This is a genomic window from Nonomuraea corallina, from assembly GCF_027620315.1.
Classification (GTDB): domain Bacteria; phylum Actinomycetota; class Actinomycetes; order Streptosporangiales; family Streptosporangiaceae; genus Nonomuraea; species Nonomuraea corallina.
In genome coordinates this window covers 1-19,525 of sequence record NZ_JAPNNL010000066.1, presented here as the reverse complement: position 1 = coordinate 19,525, position 19,525 = coordinate 1, and the positions used below count along the sequence as shown (strand labels likewise).

12 protein-coding genes are annotated in these 19,525 nt (G+C 71.2%); 8 read left to right on the top strand and 4 right to left on the bottom strand.

Features of this window, described 5'->3' with window-relative positions; all coding sequences use genetic code 11:
- Positions 1 to 144 precede the first annotated feature (144 nt).
- The gene (locus tag OUY22_RS18010; protein WP_270156167.1) at positions 145 to 2,058 is read left to right on the top strand and encodes an N-acetylmuramoyl-L-alanine amidase; all 1,914 of its coding nucleotides are present in this window, start codon (positions 145 to 147) and stop codon (positions 2,056 to 2,058) included.
- Here OUY22_RS18010 and OUY22_RS18005 read toward each other — a convergent pair.
- Positions 2,021 to 2,917: a MurR/RpiR family transcriptional regulator gene (locus OUY22_RS18005; protein ID WP_270156166.1), complete on the bottom strand. Its 897-nt coding sequence runs from the start codon at positions 2,915 to 2,917 to the stop codon at positions 2,021 to 2,023. The genes OUY22_RS18010 and OUY22_RS18005 overlap by 38 nt on opposite strands.
- A 45-nt stretch (positions 2,918 to 2,962) precedes the next feature.
- Complete coding sequence (gene glgP, locus OUY22_RS18000) at positions 2,963 to 5,545, bottom strand: alpha-glucan family phosphorylase (protein ID WP_270156165.1); 2,583 nt, start codon at positions 5,543 to 5,545, stop codon at positions 2,963 to 2,965.
- Positions 5,546 to 5,782: 237 nt separating this feature from the next.
- Between glgP and OUY22_RS17995 the strand changes: the two genes are divergently transcribed.
- From OUY22_RS17995 to OUY22_RS17985, 3 genes are all read left to right on the top strand, one after another.
- Entirely contained in the window at positions 5,783 to 7,822 is a 2,040-nt protein-coding gene (locus OUY22_RS17995; protein ID WP_270156164.1) for an alpha-1,4-glucan--maltose-1-phosphate maltosyltransferase, read from the top strand.
- Positions 7,823 to 7,894: 72 nt separating this feature from the next.
- Positions 7,895 to 9,595: a maltose alpha-D-glucosyltransferase gene (gene treS / locus OUY22_RS17990; RefSeq protein ID WP_270156163.1), complete on the top strand. Its 1,701-nt coding sequence runs from the start codon at positions 7,895 to 7,897 to the stop codon at positions 9,593 to 9,595.
- Between the two features lie 3 nt (positions 9,596 to 9,598).
- The gene (locus OUY22_RS17985; protein WP_270156162.1) at positions 9,599 to 10,939 is read left to right on the top strand and encodes a maltokinase N-terminal cap-like domain-containing protein; all 1,341 of its coding nucleotides are present in this window, start codon (positions 9,599 to 9,601) and stop codon (positions 10,937 to 10,939) included.
- A gap of 58 nt (positions 10,940 to 10,997) precedes the next feature.
- Here OUY22_RS17985 and OUY22_RS17980 read toward each other — a convergent pair whose 3' ends face one another.
- Complete coding sequence (locus tag OUY22_RS17980; protein WP_270156161.1) at positions 10,998 to 11,645, bottom strand: dihydrofolate reductase family protein; 648 nt, start codon at positions 11,643 to 11,645, stop codon at positions 10,998 to 11,000.
- A gap of 192 nt (positions 11,646 to 11,837) precedes the next feature.
- On the opposite strand from OUY22_RS17980, the gene glgB reads away from it, so the two are divergent.
- The 4 genes from glgB (at position 11,838) to sppA (ending at position 19,336) form a co-directional block, all read left to right on the top strand.
- Positions 11,838 to 13,988 (top strand): 1,4-alpha-glucan branching protein GlgB, encoded by a 2,151-nt coding sequence (gene glgB / locus OUY22_RS17975; protein ID WP_270156160.1) that lies wholly within the window; start codon positions 11,838 to 11,840, stop codon positions 13,986 to 13,988.
- A gap of 77 nt (positions 13,989 to 14,065) precedes the next feature.
- Positions 14,066 to 16,036 (top strand): S8 family peptidase, encoded by a 1,971-nt coding sequence (locus tag OUY22_RS17970; protein WP_270156158.1) that lies wholly within the window; start codon positions 14,066 to 14,068, stop codon positions 16,034 to 16,036.
- 84 nt (positions 16,037 to 16,120) lie between these two features.
- Positions 16,121 to 17,551: a S8 family peptidase gene (locus OUY22_RS17965; protein ID WP_270156157.1), complete on the top strand. Its 1,431-nt coding sequence runs from the start codon at positions 16,121 to 16,123 to the stop codon at positions 17,549 to 17,551.
- Between the two features lie 87 nt (positions 17,552 to 17,638).
- Positions 17,639 to 19,336, top strand: coding sequence for a signal peptide peptidase SppA (gene sppA, locus OUY22_RS17960; protein ID WP_270156156.1), 1,698 nt, complete (start codon positions 17,639 to 17,641; stop codon positions 19,334 to 19,336).
- Here sppA and OUY22_RS17955 read toward each other — a convergent pair.
- Positions 19,333 to 19,525: flavin reductase family protein (locus OUY22_RS17955; RefSeq protein ID WP_270156155.1), on the bottom strand; the 193-nt coding region annotated here is incomplete at its 5' end. The two genes, sppA and OUY22_RS17955, sit on opposite strands and share 4 nt — an antisense overlap.

The window sequence follows — 19,525 nt, the reverse complement described above, 5'->3', positions numbered from 1 at the left end:
ACCCGATCTTCGCCCCCTCTTCGCCGGCCTCCGGAGGTCCGCGCCGGGGAAAGGATGAAGAATTCCTTCGCAAAACTATCGCCAGAGAAGGAAAATGTTGAGACGCTGACTCCGTTCCGAACAGCCCCTCACAAGGAGCGGCACATGCGCAGAGCGCTGGCGATCGCCGCGGTCGCCATCCTGCCCTTAGTCGACGTCACGGCCGCGCGGGCCGCCGAGCCGGACGGCCGCCAGGCGGCCTTCTCGGCGGCCGCCGAGGAGTTCCAGGTCCCCGAGAGCGTCCTGCTCGGCGTCTCCTACCTCGAGTCACGCTGGGACGCCCACGCCGGGACGCCCAGCAACAACGCGGGCTTCGGCCCCATGCACCTGACCGACGCGGCCGCGTACTCCGGCTCGAACCATCACGGGGAGAGCCCGGAGGACCCGCGCGGCGACGAGAGCAGGCAGGCCCTCCCGCCCGCCGAGGCCCCGGAGGCGCCCGGGATTCCCGCCGCGCTGCGCACCCTGGAGCGGGCCGCCGAACTGACCGGCGAGAGCCGCGACCGGCTGCGCGCCGACCCGGCCGCCAACATCAGGGGCGGCGCCGCGCTGCTCGCCGACTACCAGAAGTCGATCGGCGCGCCGCTCAGCGACGACCCAGGCCAGTGGTACGGCGCGGTCGCCAAGTACTCGGGCGCCGACCAGGAGGAGGCCGCCCGGTTCTTCGCCGACGAGGTGTTCGCCACGATCGCGTCGGGCGAGCGGCGGGTCACCGACGACGGCCACCGGGTCACCCTCGACCCCGTCCCCGGCCTGGACAAGGTGACGGCCTGGCTGAAGAAGCTCGGGCTGCGCCCGCCGCGCCGCGACGGCGTCGAGTGCCCGCCCACCGTGTCCTGCGAGTGGATCCCCGCCGGGTACGCCGAACTGCCCGGCGGCGGCTACGGCAACCACGACCTGGCGAACCGCCCGGCCTCGCAGAAGATCGACTACATCGTCATCCACGACATGGAGGGCTACTTCGGCCCGTCGGTCGGGCTGGTGGAGAACCCGGCCTACCGGGCGAGCTGGCACTACTCGCTGCGCTCGTCCGACGGGCACATCGCCCAGCACATCAAGGCCAAGGACGTCGGCTGGCAGGCCGGCAACTGGTACATCAACGCCAAGTCCATCGGGCTGGAGCACGAGGGGTTCCTCGCCGAGGGCCACACCTGGTACACCGAGGCGATGTACCGGACGTCGGCCAGGCTGGTGCGCTACCTGGCGCTCCGGCACGGCGTGCCGCTGGACCGGGCGCACATCATCGGCCACGACAACGTGCCGGGCACCCTGCCGACCACGGTGCGCGGCATGCACGAGGACCCCGGCCCGTTCTGGGACTGGGCGCACTACTTCAAGCTGCTCGGCGCCCCGCTGCACCCGTTCGGCGGCCCCCGCTCCGGCGCGGTCATGATCAGACCCGACTTCGAGACCAACAAGCCCTACTTCTACGGCTGCGACCGGCAGAACCCCGAGGCCGCCTGCCCGCCGCTGCCCGCGCACACCGTCTGGCTGCGCACCGAGCCGCGCGAGGACGCGCCGCTGGTCAAGGACATCGGCAAGCACCCCACGGGCGAGTCGCTCTACAGCGTGTACGACCACAGCGCGCGGGCCAGCACCGGCCAGCGGTACGCGGTGGCCGGCCGGCAGGGCGACTGGACCGCGATCTGGTATCTCGGCCAGAAGGCGTGGTTCCACAACCCGGCCTCCGCCCCCACCGCCGTGCCGTCGATGGGGCTCGTGGTGACGCCCAGGCCGGGCCTGGCGACGGTCCCGGTGTACGGCAGGGCCTACCCGGAGCAGGAGGCCTATCCCGAGGGCGTCCCGTACCAGGCGGTCACGCCGCTGCAGTACACCTTCTCGGCCGGCGAGACGTACACGCTGGCCGGACCGGCGGCGGCCGAGTACTACCGCGCGGTCACCTTCGACCCGGCCGGCCACCAGGTGGTCAGGGGCAGGACGAAGTATCTGCAGATCCAGTTCGGGCACCGGATCATGTTCGTCAAGGCTGACGACGTGCGGGTGACGTTCTCCGGGTGAACTCCGAGACCGCGCGTTTGGTGCTGGCCAGCGCCTCCTGCGAGGAGTCGTAGGTGCGCTGGGCCACGCCGACGAACACGCAGTCGACGACGAGGAGCTGGCTGATGCGGCTGGCCAGGGCGCCGGGACGGAACTCCGTCTCGCGCCCGGCCGAGATGAGCACGTGCTCGGCCAGCTCCGCGATGGACGAGCGGGGGTTGTTGGTGATGGCGACGGTCGTCGCGCCTGCCTCCCCCGCCCGCCGCAGCGGTTCGATCACGTCGGGCGTCTCGCCCGACGTGCTGATGCCGATGGCCACGTCGCCCTTCTGGAGCAGGACGGCGCTGGTCAGCGCCAGGTGGGCGTCCTGGAAGGCGTGGCTGGACAGGCCGATGCGCAGCAGCTTCTGCGCCATGTCCTCGGCGACCAGGCCGGAGGCGCTCACCCCGTAGGCGTCGATGCGGCGGGCGCCGACGATGGCGTCGACCACCAGGCCGAGCCGGTCGGAGGTGAGCTGGGCGACCGTGTCGTTGATCGCCTCGGACTCGGCCCTGGCGACCTTCTGGATGACCTCGGACAACGGGTCGTCCGGGGCCAGGTCACCGGGCACCAGCCGGTCGGGCTGGGCTGCGGCCGCCGCCAGCGCCAGCCGCAGCTGCGGGTAGCCGGCGAAGCCGAGCAGCCGGGCGGTGCGCACGATCGTCGCCTCGCTCGTGCCCGACGCCGCCGACAGCTCCGTGATCGTGCTGCGGGCGACCGTCGCCGGGTCCTCCAGGATCAGCTGGGCGACGGTCCGGGCAGCGGGCGTCAGGGACGGCAGCACCCCACGGACCGTGGCCACCAGGGTGTCGGCTCGCATGCCGGTGCCGGTGTCGTCCACGCCCCTGATTATGCCGCTGGTCGAGCCTATTTCTACACTGTGTGATCAGCGGAGCGTGCCGTTGGTCATGCCGACCGGTTCCTCGGGCACGGCCATGAGCCCCACCTCGGCCCGCGCCGCCACCAGAGGATGGTCCGGCACGACCCTGACGGTGTAGCCGAAGGCGCCGGTCCGGCTGAGCGGGACCACCCCGGTGTAGTGGGCGCGGCCGTCGTCGTCGACCCCGTCGGCGGTCAGCTCGACGTAATCCGGATGGATCAGCTCGTCGTGCGGTCCGACCTTGCCGTACGCGGCCTCCACCACCACGTCGCCGGGCCCCAGGTCGCCGAGCGCGATCGTGGCGCGCAGCTCCAGCGCGGCCCCGACCTCGGGGGTGTCGCCGACGCCGGAGGCCTCCACGTGCTCGACGCGCACGCCCGGCCACTCCTTGGTGACCTTGAGCCGCCAGTCGGCGAACGCCCGCGCGGAAGCGTACCCGTCGGCGGACAGCGCCCGAGCGGCCCTGGCGGCCGGCAGGTAGAGATCCAGCACGTAGTCGCGGAGCATCCGCCCGGCCAGCACCTTGGGCCCGAGCGAGGCGAGCGTGTGCTTGACCATCTCCATCCAGCGGCGGGGCAGCCCGTCGGCGGCCCGGTCGTAGAAGCGGTCGGACACCTCGTGCTCGATCAGGTCGTAGAGCGCGGCGGCCTCCAGCTCGTCACGCCGGTCGGGGTCGGTCACGCCGTCGGCCGTGGGGATGGCCCAGCCGTTGGTGCCGTCGTACCACTCGTCCCACCAGCCGTCGCGGATGGACAGGTTGAGCCCGCCGTTGAGCGCCGACTTCATGCCGGACGTGCCGGACGCCTCCAGCGGGCGCAGCGGGTTGTTGAGCCATACGTCGCAGCCCTGCACCAGGAGCTGGGCCAGGGCCATGTCGTAGTCGGGCAGGAAGACGATGCGGTGGCGCACCTCGGGCCGGTCGGCGAACTTGACGATCTGCTGGATGAGCTTCTTGCCGCCCTCGTCGGCCGGGTGGGCCTTGCCGGCGATCAGGATCTGCACCGGCTTGTCGGGGTCGAGCAACAGCTCGGTCAGCCGCTCGGCGTCGCTGAGCATGAGCGTGAGCCGCTTGTAGGAGGGCACCCGGCGGGCGAACCCGATCGTCAGCACCTCCGGGTCCAGCACGTCGTCGATCCAGCCCAGCTCGGCCGGCGAGGCGCCGCGGTCGAGCCACGACCGGCGCAGCCGCTCCCGCGCGCCCTCCACGAGGCGGCGCCGGAGCGTGCGCCTGATCTCCCAGATCTCGGCGTCGGAGATCCTCTGCACGCCCTCCCAGCCGCGCGCCCGCTCCAGCAGCGACGGCAGCTCGCGGCCGGCCAGTTCCATGAACTCGCGGCCGACCCAGGTGGGCGCGTGCACGCCGTTGGTGATCGAGCCGATCGGGACCTCGTCGACGTCGAAGGCCGGCCACAGGTCCTGGAACATCTCGCGGCTGACCTGGCCGTGCAGCCGGGAGACGCCGTTGACGCGCTGGGCCAGCCGCATGCCCATGACGGCCATGTTGAACCGGCCGGGGTCGGACTCGGCGCCGAGGGCGAGGATGCGCTCGACGGGCACGGTCGGCCAGGCGTTGTCGCCGCCGAACTGCCGGGCGATCATGTCGACGGGGAACCGGTCGATGCCGGCGGGCACCGGGGTGTGGGTGGTGAAGACCGTGCCGGCCCGCACCGCCTCCAGCGCCTCGTCGAAGGAGAGCCTCGACTCGGTCAGCTCGCGGATGCGCTCCAGGCCGAGGAAGCCCGCGTGGCCCTCGTTGGTGTGGAACACCTCGGGTTCGGGGCTGCCGGTGATGCGGCAGAAGGCGCGGATGGCGCGCACCCCGCCCACGCCGAGCAGAAGCTCCTGCATCAGCCGGTGGTCGCTGCCGCCGCCGTAGAGCCGGTCGGTGACGTCGCGGGCGGCGCTGTCGTTGTCGGCCACGTCGGAGTCGAGCAGCAGCAGCGGCACCCGCCCGACCTGCGCCACCCACACCTGGGCGTGCAGCACCCGCTCGCCCGGCAGGGAGATGCGGACCTTGACCGGGGCGCCGTCGGGCTCCTTGAGCAGGCTCAGCGGCAGGCCGCCCGCGTCGAGCGACGGGTAGTGCTCAAGCTGCCAGCCCTCGGGCGAGAGCGACTGGGTGAAGTAGCCGTGCCGGTAGAGCAGGCCGACCGCGAGGATGGGCACGCCGAGGTCGCTGGCGGCCTTGAGGTGGTCGCCGGCCAGGATGCCCAGGCCGCCTGAGTACTGCGGCAGGGCGGCGGCGATGCCGTACTCGGGGGAGAAGTAGGCGATGGCCCGCGCCGCGTCGGGCAGCGTCTGGTACCACCGCGGCGCGGTCATGTACTCGCGCAGGTCGTCGGCCGCGTCGGCGAGGCGTCGCCGGAAGCGGCGGTCGGCGGCCAGCTCGGCCAGCCGGTCGGGCCCCACGGCGCCGAGCAGGGCGACGGGGTCGTGACCCACCTGCTCCCAGAGGCCGGGGTCGACCTCGGCGAAGAGATCCAGCGTCTCTGGGTGCCACGACCAGCGCAGATTGTGGACAAGCTCGCCGAGTGCGGCCAGCTCCGCGGGCAGGACGGTCCGGACGGTGAACCGGCGGATAGCTCTCACAATAGAAACCCTACGGGCTAGGAGGAACGTCTCTTTCCTTCACCCCCAGCCCGGGCGTTCAAACCCCTTCCGGGACGAAGCATGAATGAGGACGATTGGGGCAACTTCTCCCACTGTCAGGTGTTCCCGGGGACACTCGGGAGGTCTATCCACTGCTGCCCGCAATCCACGTGCAAGGATCGATCCTGCCAGGAAAGCCTCCGGCGGTACCGAGTGCCGTCGCAACCCTGAAATGCGATGATCGGACGAATTCCCATCACGGACATCTCCCCCGTCGTCGACTGCGGGCAGTGGCCCGCCAAGGCGGTCGCCGGCGAGACCTTCGAGGTCTCGGCGACCGTGTTCCGGGAGGGCCATGACGCCGTGGCCGCCGGAGTCGTGCTCACCGCGCCCGACGGGCAGCGTGCCCGGCTGAGACCGATGCGCGAGACCGCCCCCGGCACCGACCGGTGGGCCGTGGACGTCTGCCTGCCGAGCGAGGGCGACTGGCGCTTCCGCGTGGAGGCCTGGAGCGACCCCGTCGCGAGCTGGCTGCACGACGCCGAGATCAAGATCCCGCGCGGCCTCGACACCGACCTCATGTGCGAGGAGGGCGCCCGGCTGTTCGAGCGCGCGGCCAGGGCCGTGCGGCAGGCCGACTGCCCGGCCCCGAACGGCGGCGAGAGCGCCTGCGGCCACCGGGCGGCCCTGCTGGGCGTCGCGGCCAAGCTCCGCGACGCCGACCTCGACCCTCGGGCCCGGCTGTCGATCGCGCAGTTGCCCGAGACCGCCTCCCTGCTGGCGGCCCACCCGCTGCGCGACCTGATCACCAGGGCCAAGCAGTACAAGGTGCGGGTGGCCAGGCGGCGGGCCCTCTACGGATCGTGGTACGAGTTCTTCCCGCGTTCGGAAGGGGCCGTGGTCAGCGACGCCGTCATCAGCAAGTCCGGAAATTTCCAGACTGCGGCCAAGCGCCTGCCCGCCATCGCCAAGATGGGCTTCGACGTCGTCTACCTGCCGCCCATCCACCCGATCGGCCACACCCACCGCAAGGGCCGCAACAACACGCTCAGCCCCGAGCCCGACGAGCCCGGCTCGCCGTGGGCCATCGGCTCGGAGGACGGCGGGCACGACGCCGTCCACCCCGACCTCGGCACCCTCGACGACTTCGACGACTTCGTCGCCCGCACCCGTGAGCTGGGCATGGAGGTGGCGCTCGACTTCGCCCTGCAGTGCTCCCCCGACCACCCGTGGGTCAAGGAGCATCCCGAGTGGTTCACCATCCGCGCCGACGGCACCATCGCCTACGCCGAGAACCCGCCCAAGAAGTACCAGGACATCTACCCGCTCAACTTCGACAGGGACCCCGAGGGCCTGTACGCGGAGATCAAACGGGTGCTGCGCCACTGGATGGACCACGGCGTGCGGATCTTCCGGGTCGACAACCCGCACACCAAGCCGGTGGGGTTCTGGGAGCGGCTCCTGGCCGACATCCACGCCACCGACCCGGACGTGCTGTTCCTCTCGGAGGCGTTCACCCGGCCGCCGATGCTGCGCACGCTGGCCAAGGTCGGCTTCCACCAGTCCTACACGTACTACACCTGGAAGAACTCCAAGTGGGACGTCGAGGACTACCTCATGGAGCTGGCCCACACCACGTCCCACTTCCTGCGGCCCAACCTGTTCGTCAACACGCCGGACATCCTGCACGAGTACCTCCAGCACGGCGGGCTGCCCGCGTTCAAGATCCGGGCCGTGCTGGCGGCGCTGGCCTCGCCGACGTGGGGGGTGTACTCGGGGTACGAACTCGCGGAGAACGTTCCGGTGCGCCCGGGAAGCGAGGAATACCTCGACAGCGAGAAATATCAGTACCGGCCGCGCGACTGGGCGGGCGCGGAGCGGGAAGGCCGCAGCCTGGCGCCCTTCATCACCCACCTGAATTTGTTCCGAAGAGCCCATCCGGCCCTTCAGGAATTGCGTAACCTACGGTTCCACCGGGTCGACCAACCGGACATCGTCTGCTTCTCGAAGCGGCTTTCCGGCGCCTACGACGCTGCCACACGACGGCACGGACTGGGCGACGTCGTCATAGCGGTGATCAACCTCGATCCGCACCACACCCACGAGGCCACCGTCGACCTCGACCTGCCCGCCCTCGGGCTCGACTGGAACGCCGAGTTCGTGGTGGACGACGAGCTCTCCGGCGAGTCGTACCGTTGGAGGCAGAACAACTACGTGCGGCTCGACCCTCACATCCAGCCGGCCCACATTCTCACCGTGCGAGCCTCACCACGGTAGAGCTGAATTCAGCGGGGAGTCTTCAACTGTGTGTGCAAGCGCCTCCCTCATGAGCCCCGGAGAGGAGAGCTCATGAGCTCCACACCCATTCCCAACACCTTCGACGACGAGAAACCCCGCGATCCGTACTGGTATCGGCGCGCCGTCTTCTACGAGGTGCTGATCAGGGGTTTCGCCGACTCCAACGGCGACGGCACGGGTGACATCCGCGGCCTCATCGACAAGCTCGACTACCTGCAGTGGCTCGGCGTGGACTGTCTGTGGCTGCTCCCGCTGTACGAGTCCCCGCTGCGCGACGGCGGCTATGACATCGCCGACTTCATGAAGATCCTCCCGGAGTTCGGTGATCTGGGGGACTTCGTACGGTTGGTGGAGGAGGCGCACAAGCGCGGCATGCGGGTCATCGCCGACCTGGTGATGAACCACACCAGCGACGCCCACCCCTGGTTCCAGGCGTCCCGGCACGATCCCGAGGGACCGTTCGGCGACTTCTACGTCTGGTCCGACACCGACACGGGCTACTCCGACGCCCGGATCATCTTCATCGACACCGAGACGTCCAACTGGACCTACGACCCGGTGCGCGGCCAGTACTACTGGCACCGGTTCTTCCACCACCAGCCCGACCTCAACTACGAGAACCCCGCGGTGCAGGACGCGATGCTGGAGGTCCTGCGCTTCTGGCTGGACCTGGGCATCGACGGGTTCCGGCTGGACGCGGTGCCGTACCTCTTCGAGGAGGAGGGCACCAACTGCGAGAACCTCCCCAGGACGCACGAGTACCTCAAGCGGGTGCGGGCCGAGGTCGACCGGATCTACCCGGACCGGGTGCTGCTGGCCGAGGCCAACCAGTGGCCGTCGGACGTGGTGGAGTATTTCGGCGATCCGGTGGGCGGCGGGGACGAATGCCACATGGCTTTCCATTTCCCGCTGATGCCGCGCATCTTCATGGCGGTCCGCAGGGAGTCTCGATACCCCATCTCCGAAATTTTGGCTCAAACGCCGAAAATTCCGGAAAACTGCCAATGGGGCATCTTCCTCCGTAACCATGATGAACTCACCCTCGAAATGGTCACGGACGAAGAGCGCGACTACATGTACGCCGAGTACGCCAAGGACCCCCGCATGCGGGCGAACGTCGGCATCCGCCGGCGGCTGGCCCCGCTGCTGGAGAACGACCGCAATCAGATCGAGCTGTTCACCGCCCTGCTGCTCTCGCTGCCCGGCTCGCCGGTGCTCTACTACGGCGACGAGATCGGCATGGGCGACAACATCTGGCTCGGCGACCGCGACGGCGTCCGCACGCCCATGCAGTGGGACCCCGACCGCAACGCCGGGTTCTCCGACTGCGACCCCGGCCGTCTCTACCTGCCGGTCATCATGGACCCGATCTACGGTTACCAGGGGCTCAACGTCGAGGCCCAGCAGAAGAACGCCGCCTCGCTGCTCCACTGGACCCGCCGGATGATCGAGATCCGCAAGCGTCACCCGGTGTTCGGGCTGGGCGAGTTCGCCGAGCTCAACTCCTCCAACCCGAGCGTGCTCGCGTTCGTCCGCGAGCTGGGCGACGACCGCATGCTCTGCGTGAACAACCTGTCCCGCTTCCCGCAGCCGGTGGAGCTCGACCTGCGCCGCTTCGTCGGCGTGTCGCCGGTGGAGACGATGGGCGGGGTGCCATTTCCCCCAATTGGGGAACTTCCGTATCTTTTGACGCTTCCTGGGCATGGGTTCTACTGGTTCACCTTGCCGCCGGTCCGCACCCAGGAGGAATAGGACGTGCTGGACGAGCTCCTTGCCGCATGGATCACCCGCCAACGCTGGTTCGGCGGCAAGGGGCGCCCGATCGACTCACTGTCGATCGAGTCCGACGTCGTCCTCGAAGCCGGAGACCCGAGCCTGCGCCACCTGGTCGTGTCGGTGCGCCAGGACGGGTCCCACGAGCGCTACCAGCTCCCGCTCGGCCTGCGCAGGGAGCTCCCCGACACCCTCACCCACGCCTACATCGGGCCGTACCAGGCCGAAGACGGCGAATGGGCGGCCTACGACGCCGTCCACGACCACGAGCTGACCGGCTGGATGCTGCGGTCCATGGCGGACGGTGCCGACCGGGCGGGCCTGCGCTTCCGCCACCTGCCCGACGTCGCGATCGACACCACGCAGCGCAGCCTCGTGCTCGGCGCCGAACAGTCCAACACCTCGCTGGTGTTCGGCGAGGAGTACATCTGCAAGCTCTTCCGCCGGCTCGTCCCCGGCGTCAACCCCGAGCTGGAGATCACCACCGCGCTGGCGGCCCGGCACGCGCCGCACATCGCGCAGCCGTACGGGTGGATCGAGACCGACCTCGACGGCGTCCCGACCACACTGGCGATCATGCAGGAGTACCTGTCGAACTCCACCGACGGCTGGGACCTGGCGCTCACCAGCGTGCGCGACCTGTACAACTCGCTGCCCGGCCTGCCCGCGGCGGACGCCGGCGGCGACTTCGCCGCCGAGGCCTGCCGGCTCGGCGCGGCCACCGCCCGCGTCCACCACGAACTGCGCGAGGCGTTCGACACCGACGTGATGGACCCGCCCGAGGTCAAGCGGATGGTCGAGGACTTCAGGCGGCAGCTCGGCCAGGCCGTGGCCGAGGTGCCCGAACTGCGCCAGTACGTGCCCGCGGTGGAACGGGCCTACCACCGCGCCGAGGAACTGACCGCCGAGCTGCCCGTCCAGCGCGTGCACGGCGACTTCCACCTCGGCCAGGTCATGCGCACCACCACCGACTGGGTGGTGCTCGACTTCGAGGGCGAGCCCGGCCAGCCGCTCGCCGAACGCCGCGCCCTCTCCTCGCCGCTGCGCGACGTGGCCGGCATGCTGCGCTCGTTCGACTACGCCTCCCGGCACCTGCTGGCCGGCCACGCCGAGGCGGCCCGCCTGGAGCCGAAGGCCGAGGAGTGGACCAAGCGCAACAGGGCCGCGTTCCTGGAGGGCTACGCGGAAGGCGGCGGCGTCATCACCCCGGCCGACGCGGCGCTGCTGCGCGCCTTCGAGCTGTCGAAGGCGGTCTACGAGGTCATGTACGAGGCCCGCAACCGCCCGGCCTGGATCTCGATCCCGCTGGCGGCCTTCCGTTAGGACCGGACCAGGTCCCCACACCGACCGCGTCCCCGCCTTCGCCCGGCGGGTGAGCAGATCACCTGCGCCAGAACAGGTGGTGGGTGACGCCGCTCGGGCTGGGCACGATCTCCAGATGGAAGCGGTCGCGCAGGTCGTCCGGTGACTCCCAGAGCCGCAGTCCGGATCCGAGCTTCACCGGGCAGACCGCCACATGCAGGGTGTCGACGAGGTCGGCATCCAGGAACTCCCGGATGGTGGTGACGCCGCCGCCGAGACGGACGTCCTTGCCTCCCGCCGCCCCGCGCGCCCGGTCCAGGACGGTGGCCGGGTCGCCGCCGACGAAGTGGAAGGTGGTGTCGGAGAGCGTGAAGGAGGGGCGCTCGTGGTGGGTCATGACGAACACCGGGGTGTGGAACGGGGGCTCGTCGCCCCACCAGCCGCGCCACTCGTGGTCCTGCCAGGGGCCGCGCTGGGGGCCGAACTTGTTGCGGCCCATGATCTCGGCGCCGATGTCGTGGGTGAAGTCGCGGGTGAAGTAGTCGTCGAGGCCGCGGCTCCCGCCGGGTTCGGTGCGGTTGGGCCAGCTCGCCGTGGCGCCGGCCCAGGCGAACATCGTGCCGGGGTCGATGCCGCTGCCGAACGGGTCTTCGAGGCTCTGGTCGGCGCCGGCGCCGATCCCGTCGCTGGAGACGGTGAAGTTCTGCACTCTCAGCAGCTGGGCCATGGGTTCTCCTCAGGGGTCGTACCACTCCGTCGAGCCCTGGTCGGAGCCGAGGCGCCCGGATTGACGAAACCGGGCGTACCTGCGCTTATTTTTCGATAAACCCAAGATTCCGCACTTTCGGTGATTGTCGGGGTGAATGCGGGCAGTGCCACAGATGGACGGTCGCTATAGGGCAGTGTTGGGAGCATGCCGATGAGGACAGAGCTCGACCGCCTCGCGGGCGGGGCGCATCATGATCCGCACTCTGTGCTGGGTGCCCACCCGGGGCCGAACGGGACGACCTTCCGCGCGCTCCGCCCGCTCGCCGAACAGGTCCGCGTGGTGCTGGAGGACGGCACCGCGCACGATCTGAAGCATGTGGCCCATGGCGTGTTCGAGACCACGGTCCCCGGCTTGGACAAGGTTCCCGCCTACACCTTGAGCGTCCGTTACCCCGGTGGTGAGGCGTACGAGACGCGCGACCCGTACCGGCACTGGCCGACGCTGGGCGAGGTCGACCTGCACCTGATCGGCGAGGGGCGGCACGAGCGGCTCTGGGAGGTCCTCGGCGCCCGGGTCATGGAGCACCAGGACGCGCACGGCACCGCGTTCGCCGTCTGGGCCCCGAACGCCCGCGGCGTCCGCGTGATCGGCGACTTCAACCACTGGGACGGCACCGCCCACCCGATGCGCTCGCTGGGCCGCTCGGGCGTGTGGGAGCTGTTCGTCCCCGGCGTCGACGCCGGCGAACGCTACAAGTACCAGGTGCTGGGCGCCGACGGCGTGTGGCGCGACAAGGCCGACCCGATGGCGCGCCGGACCGAGCTGCCGCCGCAGACCGCCTCGGTCGTGGAGCGGTCGAACTACACCTGGCAGGACGAGGAGTGGATGGCCGAGCGGGCCGAGGGGCAGCCGCGCAACGGGCCGGTGAGCATCTACGAGGTGCACCTGGGCTCGTGGCGGCCCGGCCTGTCCTACCTGGAGCTGGCGGACCAGCTCTCCGCGTACGTGGCCGACCTGGGCTTCACGCACGTGGAGCTGCTGCCGGTGGCCGAGCACCCGTTCGGCGGGTCGTGGGGCTACCAGGTGACCTCCTACTACGCGCCGACGGCCCGCTTCGGCACGCCTGACGAGTTCCGCGCGTTCGTGGACCGGATGCACCAGAAGGGCATCGGGGTGCTGCTGGACTGGGTGCCCGCGCACTTCCCGATGGACGACTGGGCGCTGGCCCGGTTCGACGGCACCCCGCTGTACGAGCACGCCGACCCGGCCAGGGGCGAGCATCCCGACTGGGGCACGTACGTGTTCGACTTCGGCCGCCGTGAGGTGCGCAACTTCCTGGTCGCCAACGCGCTCTACTGGCTCAAGGAGTTCCACATCGACGGCCTGCGGGTGGACGCGGTGGCCTCGATGCTCTACCTGGACTACTCGCGGCGCGAGGGCGAGTGGACGCCCAACGTCTACGGCGGCAGGGAGAACCTCGACGCGGTCGAGTTCCTCAAGGAGATGAACTCCGTCTGCTACCGGGAGGCGCCCGGCATCATGACCGTGGCGGAGGAGTCCACCGCGTGGCCGGGCGTGTCGCGGCCGGTGCACCTGGGCGGGCTCGGCTTCGGGTTCAAGTGGAACATGGGCTGGATGCACGACACGCTGGAGTACCTCCGGCACGAGCCGGTCTTCCGGCAGTACCACCATCACCAGATGACGTTCTCGCTCATCTACGCCTACTCGGAGAACTACGTCCTGCCGCTCTCCCATGACGAGGTGGTGCACGGCAAGGGCTCGCTCCTGGGCAAGATGCCCGGCGACGAGTGGCAGCGCTTCGCCCAGCTGCGCGCCCTGCTGGCGTTCATGTGGGCGCATCCGGGCAAGCAGCTGCTGTTCATGGGCGGGGAGTTCGGCCAGGGCTCGGAGTGGTCGGAGGAGCGCGGGCTCGACTGGTGGGTGCTGGAGTTCGACGGCCATCAGGGCGTGCAGAAGCTGGTACGCGACCTCAACCGGTTCTACAAGGACACCCCGGCGCTGTGGGAGCAGGACACGCGGCCCGAGGGCTTCCGGTGGATCGACGCGGACGACGCGCCGGGCAACACGTTCTCGTTCATCCGTTATGCGCGGGACGGGTCCGCGGTGGCGTGCGTGGCCAACTTCAGCGGCGCGACGCACGAGAACTACCGGATCGGGCTCCCGTGCGGGGGGCGGTGGACCGAGGCGGTCAACACCGACGCCTACGAGTACTGGGGCAGCGGGGTGGGCAATCTGGGCACGGTGGAGGCGGTCGAGGAGCCGTGGCACGGCCTGCCGTACTCCACGACGCTGCGGGTTCCGCCGCTGGGGGCGGTCTGGCTGAGGTCTCCCGCCTCCTGACAGACGGCTGAAAGTTCGGTGAGAAAGCGGGATCAGGGCCTGTGCCGTCCTGATAAATCGCCCTAAACTCCGAGATCATGTCTCTTCGGAGGAAGCTGGTGCGACTTCGCCCCCTGATCGCCACCGCGATCATGCTGGCGCTGCTCCCCGCGGCGCCGGCGTTCGCCGACGATCCCACGCCGACACCGTCCCCCAGCGCCACGAGCGCCGAAGAGAAGATCGAGGAGGGCTTAGCGGTCGACGGCGGCACCGTGCGCGCCATCGTCGAGCTGACCGACCCCGGCCAGCACGCCCCGGTGGCGGGCAAGGCCGCCGCCGACAGCGTCGAGGTGCTGCTGCAGCCGCAGAGCCAGCCGTTCATGGTGGTCGAGGGCACGGCGGAGGAACTGGCCGCGCTCGCCGAGGACCCCCGGGTCACCTCCATCCACCGCGACCGCGCCTACCCGCCCGCCCTGGCCTCCAGCATCAAGCAGATCGGGGCCGACCAGGCGCACGCCGCCGGTCACATCGGGGCCGGGCAGAACATCGCCATCCTGGACACCGGCGTCGACCTGGACCACCCGTTCCTGGGCGGCCGGGTGGTGGCCGAGGCGTGCTTCTCCGCCGTGGACGCGAACACGGAGTCGCTCTGCCCCAACGGCCAGCCCAGCCAGACCGGCCCCGGCGCGGCCGACGCCACCACCGCCAAGTGCCTGCTCGACGGGGTCAACCTGTGCGACCACGGCACGCACGTGGCCGGCGTCGCCGCGGGCACCGGCGGGGTCGCGCCCGGCGCGGGCATCATCGCGGTGCAGGTGTTCAGCCGGGTCAACGACGAGGACCTGTGCGGGGCGGCCGCCTGCGTGCTGGCGTACGAGTCGTCGCTGCGGCTGGCCCTGGACCACGTGGCCTCGCTCGCCGAGCCCATCGCGGCGGTCAACCTGAGCCTCGGCGGCATGCCGAACCAGACCACCTGCGACGACAGCGAGGAGGGCCGGATCTTCAAGCCGAAGATCGACGCCCTGCTCGCCAAGAACATCGCCACCGTGGTCGCGGCCGGCAACGAGTACTTCGAGGGCGCCTCGTTCCCCGCCTGCATCAGCTCCGCCGTATCCGTCGGCGCCAACGACGACGGCGACGCCATCGCCGACTTCTCCAACCGGGGCCCGCTGCTCGACCTGTTCGCGCCCGGCGTGGACATCGAGTCGTCGGTGCCGGACAACCAGATGACGGTCTACAGCGGCACGTCCATGGCCACCCCGCACGTGGCGGGCGCGCTGGCGCTGCTGAAGGCGCAGTCGCCGCAGACGCCGATGCCTGAGCTGATCGCCAAGCTGGTCGCCACCGGCAGGCCGTACGTCTACCAGGCCGGCGGCGCGGAGGTGCGCACGCCGCGGCTGGACGTGGCGGCGGCGGTGACCGGCAGCGCGCCGCAGCCGGACGTCAGCCAGAGCCCGCCGGCCGCCCCGAACCCGGGCCCCACCGACCCCGATCCGGACGACCCCGGCCCCACCGACCCGGACCCGGCCGACCCCGGCCCCACCGACCCGGACCCGGCCGACCCCGATCCGGACGACCCGCAACCGTCCGGTCCGACGCCCCAGCCGGACCCGTCGCAGGACCCGACGCCGGTGCCGCTGCCCACGGTGACCGTCACGGTCACGATCACCGTCACCCCGACCCCGCCCGCGAAGGCGGCGCCGGTCTGCACCCGGGGCACCGCGGGCAAGCGGCTGACCGCCAAGCAGTGGGCCAAGGAGATCCACCGCGGCAGCGGCACGATGAGCGACGAGACGCTCGGCTGCTACCTCAAGCTCGTGGGCAAGGCCAGCAAGGTCTTCCCCGAGGTGACCAAGGCCTCGTCGCTGGGCAGGGCGTACCGGGTGCTCAAGAGCACCAAGACGGCCAAGGGGAAGCTCGACAGCGCGCTGCTGGCGGGCTGGCTCAACTGGGCGCACGGCTCGAACGGCACCAAGACCCTCGGCTCCGCGGAGAAGGTGCGGCTGTCGAAGAAGTCGAAGGGACCCGCGCTCAGGAAGGCCGCCGCCAAGGTGATCAAATCCCGGTAAAGGGCTGGACAACCGAGGCGTCACGGACGACGCGACCGGGGAGCAATCCGCCGTGTCGTCCGCTCGACGCCCTCGGAGGAACCAGTGGGATCTCGCTCCGCGCTCGCCTGCGCGCTCACCCTGACCACGATGCTGGCCGCGCCCGCGGGCTACGCGGGCGCCAGGGACGGCGCTCCGGAGATCGTCCGGGGCGAGTCCTCGGGTGACGTGTCGGACGGCCCTCCACGGGAGGTCCGGCGAAGCGCCCGCGACGGCGGCCGGCCCAAGGTCGGCCGGGGCCTGGCCGCGCGGGTCCGCGCCGAGCGCAGGGTCCGTTCCATCGTCGAGCTGCGGCCCGGCCATCCGATGAGCGGCGTCGTCACGGACGTCGAGCGGGTCTCGCCGGGGTCCAGGGTGCTGGAGACGCCCGCCTCGGCCGGCTTCCTCGTCGCCGAGGTCGACGCCGCCGCGCTGGCCGAGCTCCGCAAGGACCGGCGGGTCAGGGCCGTGTACGCCGACCGGCTGAGCGTGCCGTTCCTGGCCGAGAGCACCAGGGTGATCGGCTCCGACGTCGCGAACGCGGCCGGCTGGACGGGCCGCGGCGCCACTGTGGCCGTCCTGGACCTGGGCGTCGACGGCGACCATCCCTTTCTGCGCGGCCGCATCGTGGACCAGGCCTGCTTCTCCACCACCGACCCGAGCATCGGGGCCGTCTCCCTGTGCCCGAACGGCCGCGACACCCAGACCGGCCCGGGAGCCGCGAGCAGCTCGATCAGGCGCTGCATGGCGGGCGGCGTCAACGAGTGCGGACACGGCACCCACGTGGCCGGCATCGCGGCCGGCCGGTTCGCACGCGGCGCCCCGGCGAACGGGGTCGCCCCCGGCGCCTCGATCCTGCCCGTCCAGGTCTTCAGCCGGCTCGACTCCCCGGCGGGCTGCGCGCAGGTCGGCGCGAGGACACCGTGCTTCGTCAGCTACACCTCCGACCAGAAGCTGGCGCTGCAGTACGTCGCCCGCGTGGCCAGGACGCGCAACGTGGCCTCGGTGAACATGAGCTTCGGCGGGTCCGGTCCTTACGAGCGGCACTGCGACGCCGACCCGGAGGCGGCGGCGCTCAAGGGCGAGTTCGACGCGCTGGTGGGCCTGCGCGTCGCGCCCGTGGTGGCGGCCGGCAACGGGGCACGCGCCGGCGTCACGGCGCCGGCCTGCGTCTCCAGCGCCGTCGCGGTGGGCGCCACCGACGACGCGGACCGGATCGCGGCCTTCTCGAACCGAGGGCCGCTGCTGGACCTGTTCGCGCCCGGCGTGGCGATCACGTCCTCGGTGCCTGACGACACGTACGGGACCATGAGCGGCACCTCCATGTCGGCGCCGCACGTGGCGGGAGCGTTCGCGGTGATGCGGCAGGCGTACCCGGGGCTCGACACGGCGCGGACCCTGCGGCGGCTGCAGGAGACCGGCCGGCCGGTCCCGGGCGGCGGCTCCGTACGGCGCCTCGACGTGGGACGCGCGACCACGGCCGCCGCTCCGCGCTGAGCCGTCCTCTTGGGGGGAGCCGCCCTCCCGGGGGAGTTGGCCCGAGTTGGACGCACGCGCCCGACTTGCGCCGCTTAGGGTGGCTCTATGGACGCAGGTAAGGCGATCTTCGATACCGTTGAAAAGCTCCGGCAGCGACGTACCGCGCCGCTCGTGCTCGAACTCGACCTCACGGAGGGACTGACCGAGGGACCGCCCGCCGACCCGCTCGCCGCGCTGATGTCCATGCGCAAGCCCCGCCTGTCCGACGTGCTGGCCGGGCTGAAGCGAGCCCGGCAGGACTCCCGGGTCAAGGCGCTGATCGTGAAGATCGGCGGCAACCCGATCGGGCTGGCGACCGTGCAGGAGCTGCGTCAGGCCGTCGTCCAGTTCCGCGCCTCCGGCAAGCAGACCGTGGCCTTCGCCGAGACGTTCGGCGAGTTCGGCGCCGGGACCGTCCCCTACTTCCTGGCCAGCGCGTTCGAGCGCGTCTACCTGCAGCCCAGCGGCGACGTGGGCCTGACCGGCGTGGTCCTGGAGCAGCGCTTCCTGAAGAACGCGCTGGGCAAGCTCGGCGTCGACTACCAGGTCGGCCAGCGCCACGAGTACAAGACCGCGGCCAACACCTTCACCCAGGACCACATGACCGAGCCGCACCGCGAGTCGATGGCCCGCATCGTGGAGTCGGTGACCGAGCAGCTCGTCGCGGGCATCGCCGAGGGCCGGCGGCTCGACCCCGCCAAGGTGCGCGAGCTGATCGACGGCGGCCCGTTCATCGGCGCCGAGGCGCTGGAGGCCGGCCTGGTCGACGGCCTGGCCTACCGGGACGAGGTGTACGACGAGGTCAAGCGGTCCGCCGGCGCGGACGCCCACCTGCAGTACGTGTCCCGCTACCACCGGGCGTCGGCCGTCAAGAAGCTCCCCCAGCCGACCGCCGACGGCATCGCGCTCGTGCACGGCAGCGGCGCGATCCGCTCCGGCCGCAGCGGCCGCGGCCCGCTCGGCGGGGGCGGTGCGATGGGCTCCGACACGATCAGCGCCGCGCTGCGCGCCGCCCGCCGCGACGAGCACGTCAAGGCCGTGGTGTTCCGGGTCGACAGCCCCGGCGGCTCGTACGTGGCCTCCGACACGGTGTGGCGTGAGGTGGTGCTGACGCGCGAGGTCAAGCCCGTGATCGTGTCGATGGGCGACGTGGCGGCCTCCGGCGGCTACTTCGTCTCGATGGCCGCCGACGTCATCATGGCCCAGCCGGGCACCCTCACCGGGTCGATCGGCGTGCTGGGCGGCAAGCCGGTGCTGTCCGAGCTGATGGAGAAGATCGGCGTGGACACCGAGCAGGTCGCCGTGGGCGCCAACGCCGGCATGTTCTCCACCAGCCGGGCCTTCACCCCCGAGCAGTGGGACCGGGTCAACGCCTGGCTGGACCGGATCTACGACGACTTCGTGGGCAAGGTGGCCCAGGCCCGCGACCTGAGCCGCGAGCGCGCCCACGAGCTGGCCCGAGGCCGGGTGTGGACGGGCGCCGACGCCCGCGAGCGCGGCCTGGTGGACGAGCTGGGCGGCCTGGAGGACGCGCTGCTGCTGGCCAGGAAGCGGGTCGGCCTGGCGGAGGACGCCCCGGTCCGGGTCTACCCGAAGCTCAACCCGCTGGAGCGCCTGCGTCCCCCGGAGTCGAGCGAGGACAAGGCCGCGGCCCTGGCCCGGGTGCGCCTGGACGCCTGGGGCCCGCTGGCCCGGCTCTCCGCCGAGCTCGGCCTCCCGGCGATCGGCCCGCTCGCCCTCCCCGCGTGGTACCGGATCCGCTAGGCGCTCACCGAGCGGTAGCGGCCGCGCAGGCGGATGAGCGGGCGCAGGCCCGGGGTGACGTAGTCGACGCTCAGCACCCGGGCCACGAACAGGGTGTGGTCGCCGGCCGGCACCACCTGCGCGGTCTCCGCCTCCAGCGCCGCGACGCCGCCGTCGAGCACGATCGCGTCCGAGTACGCGCCGCGGTGG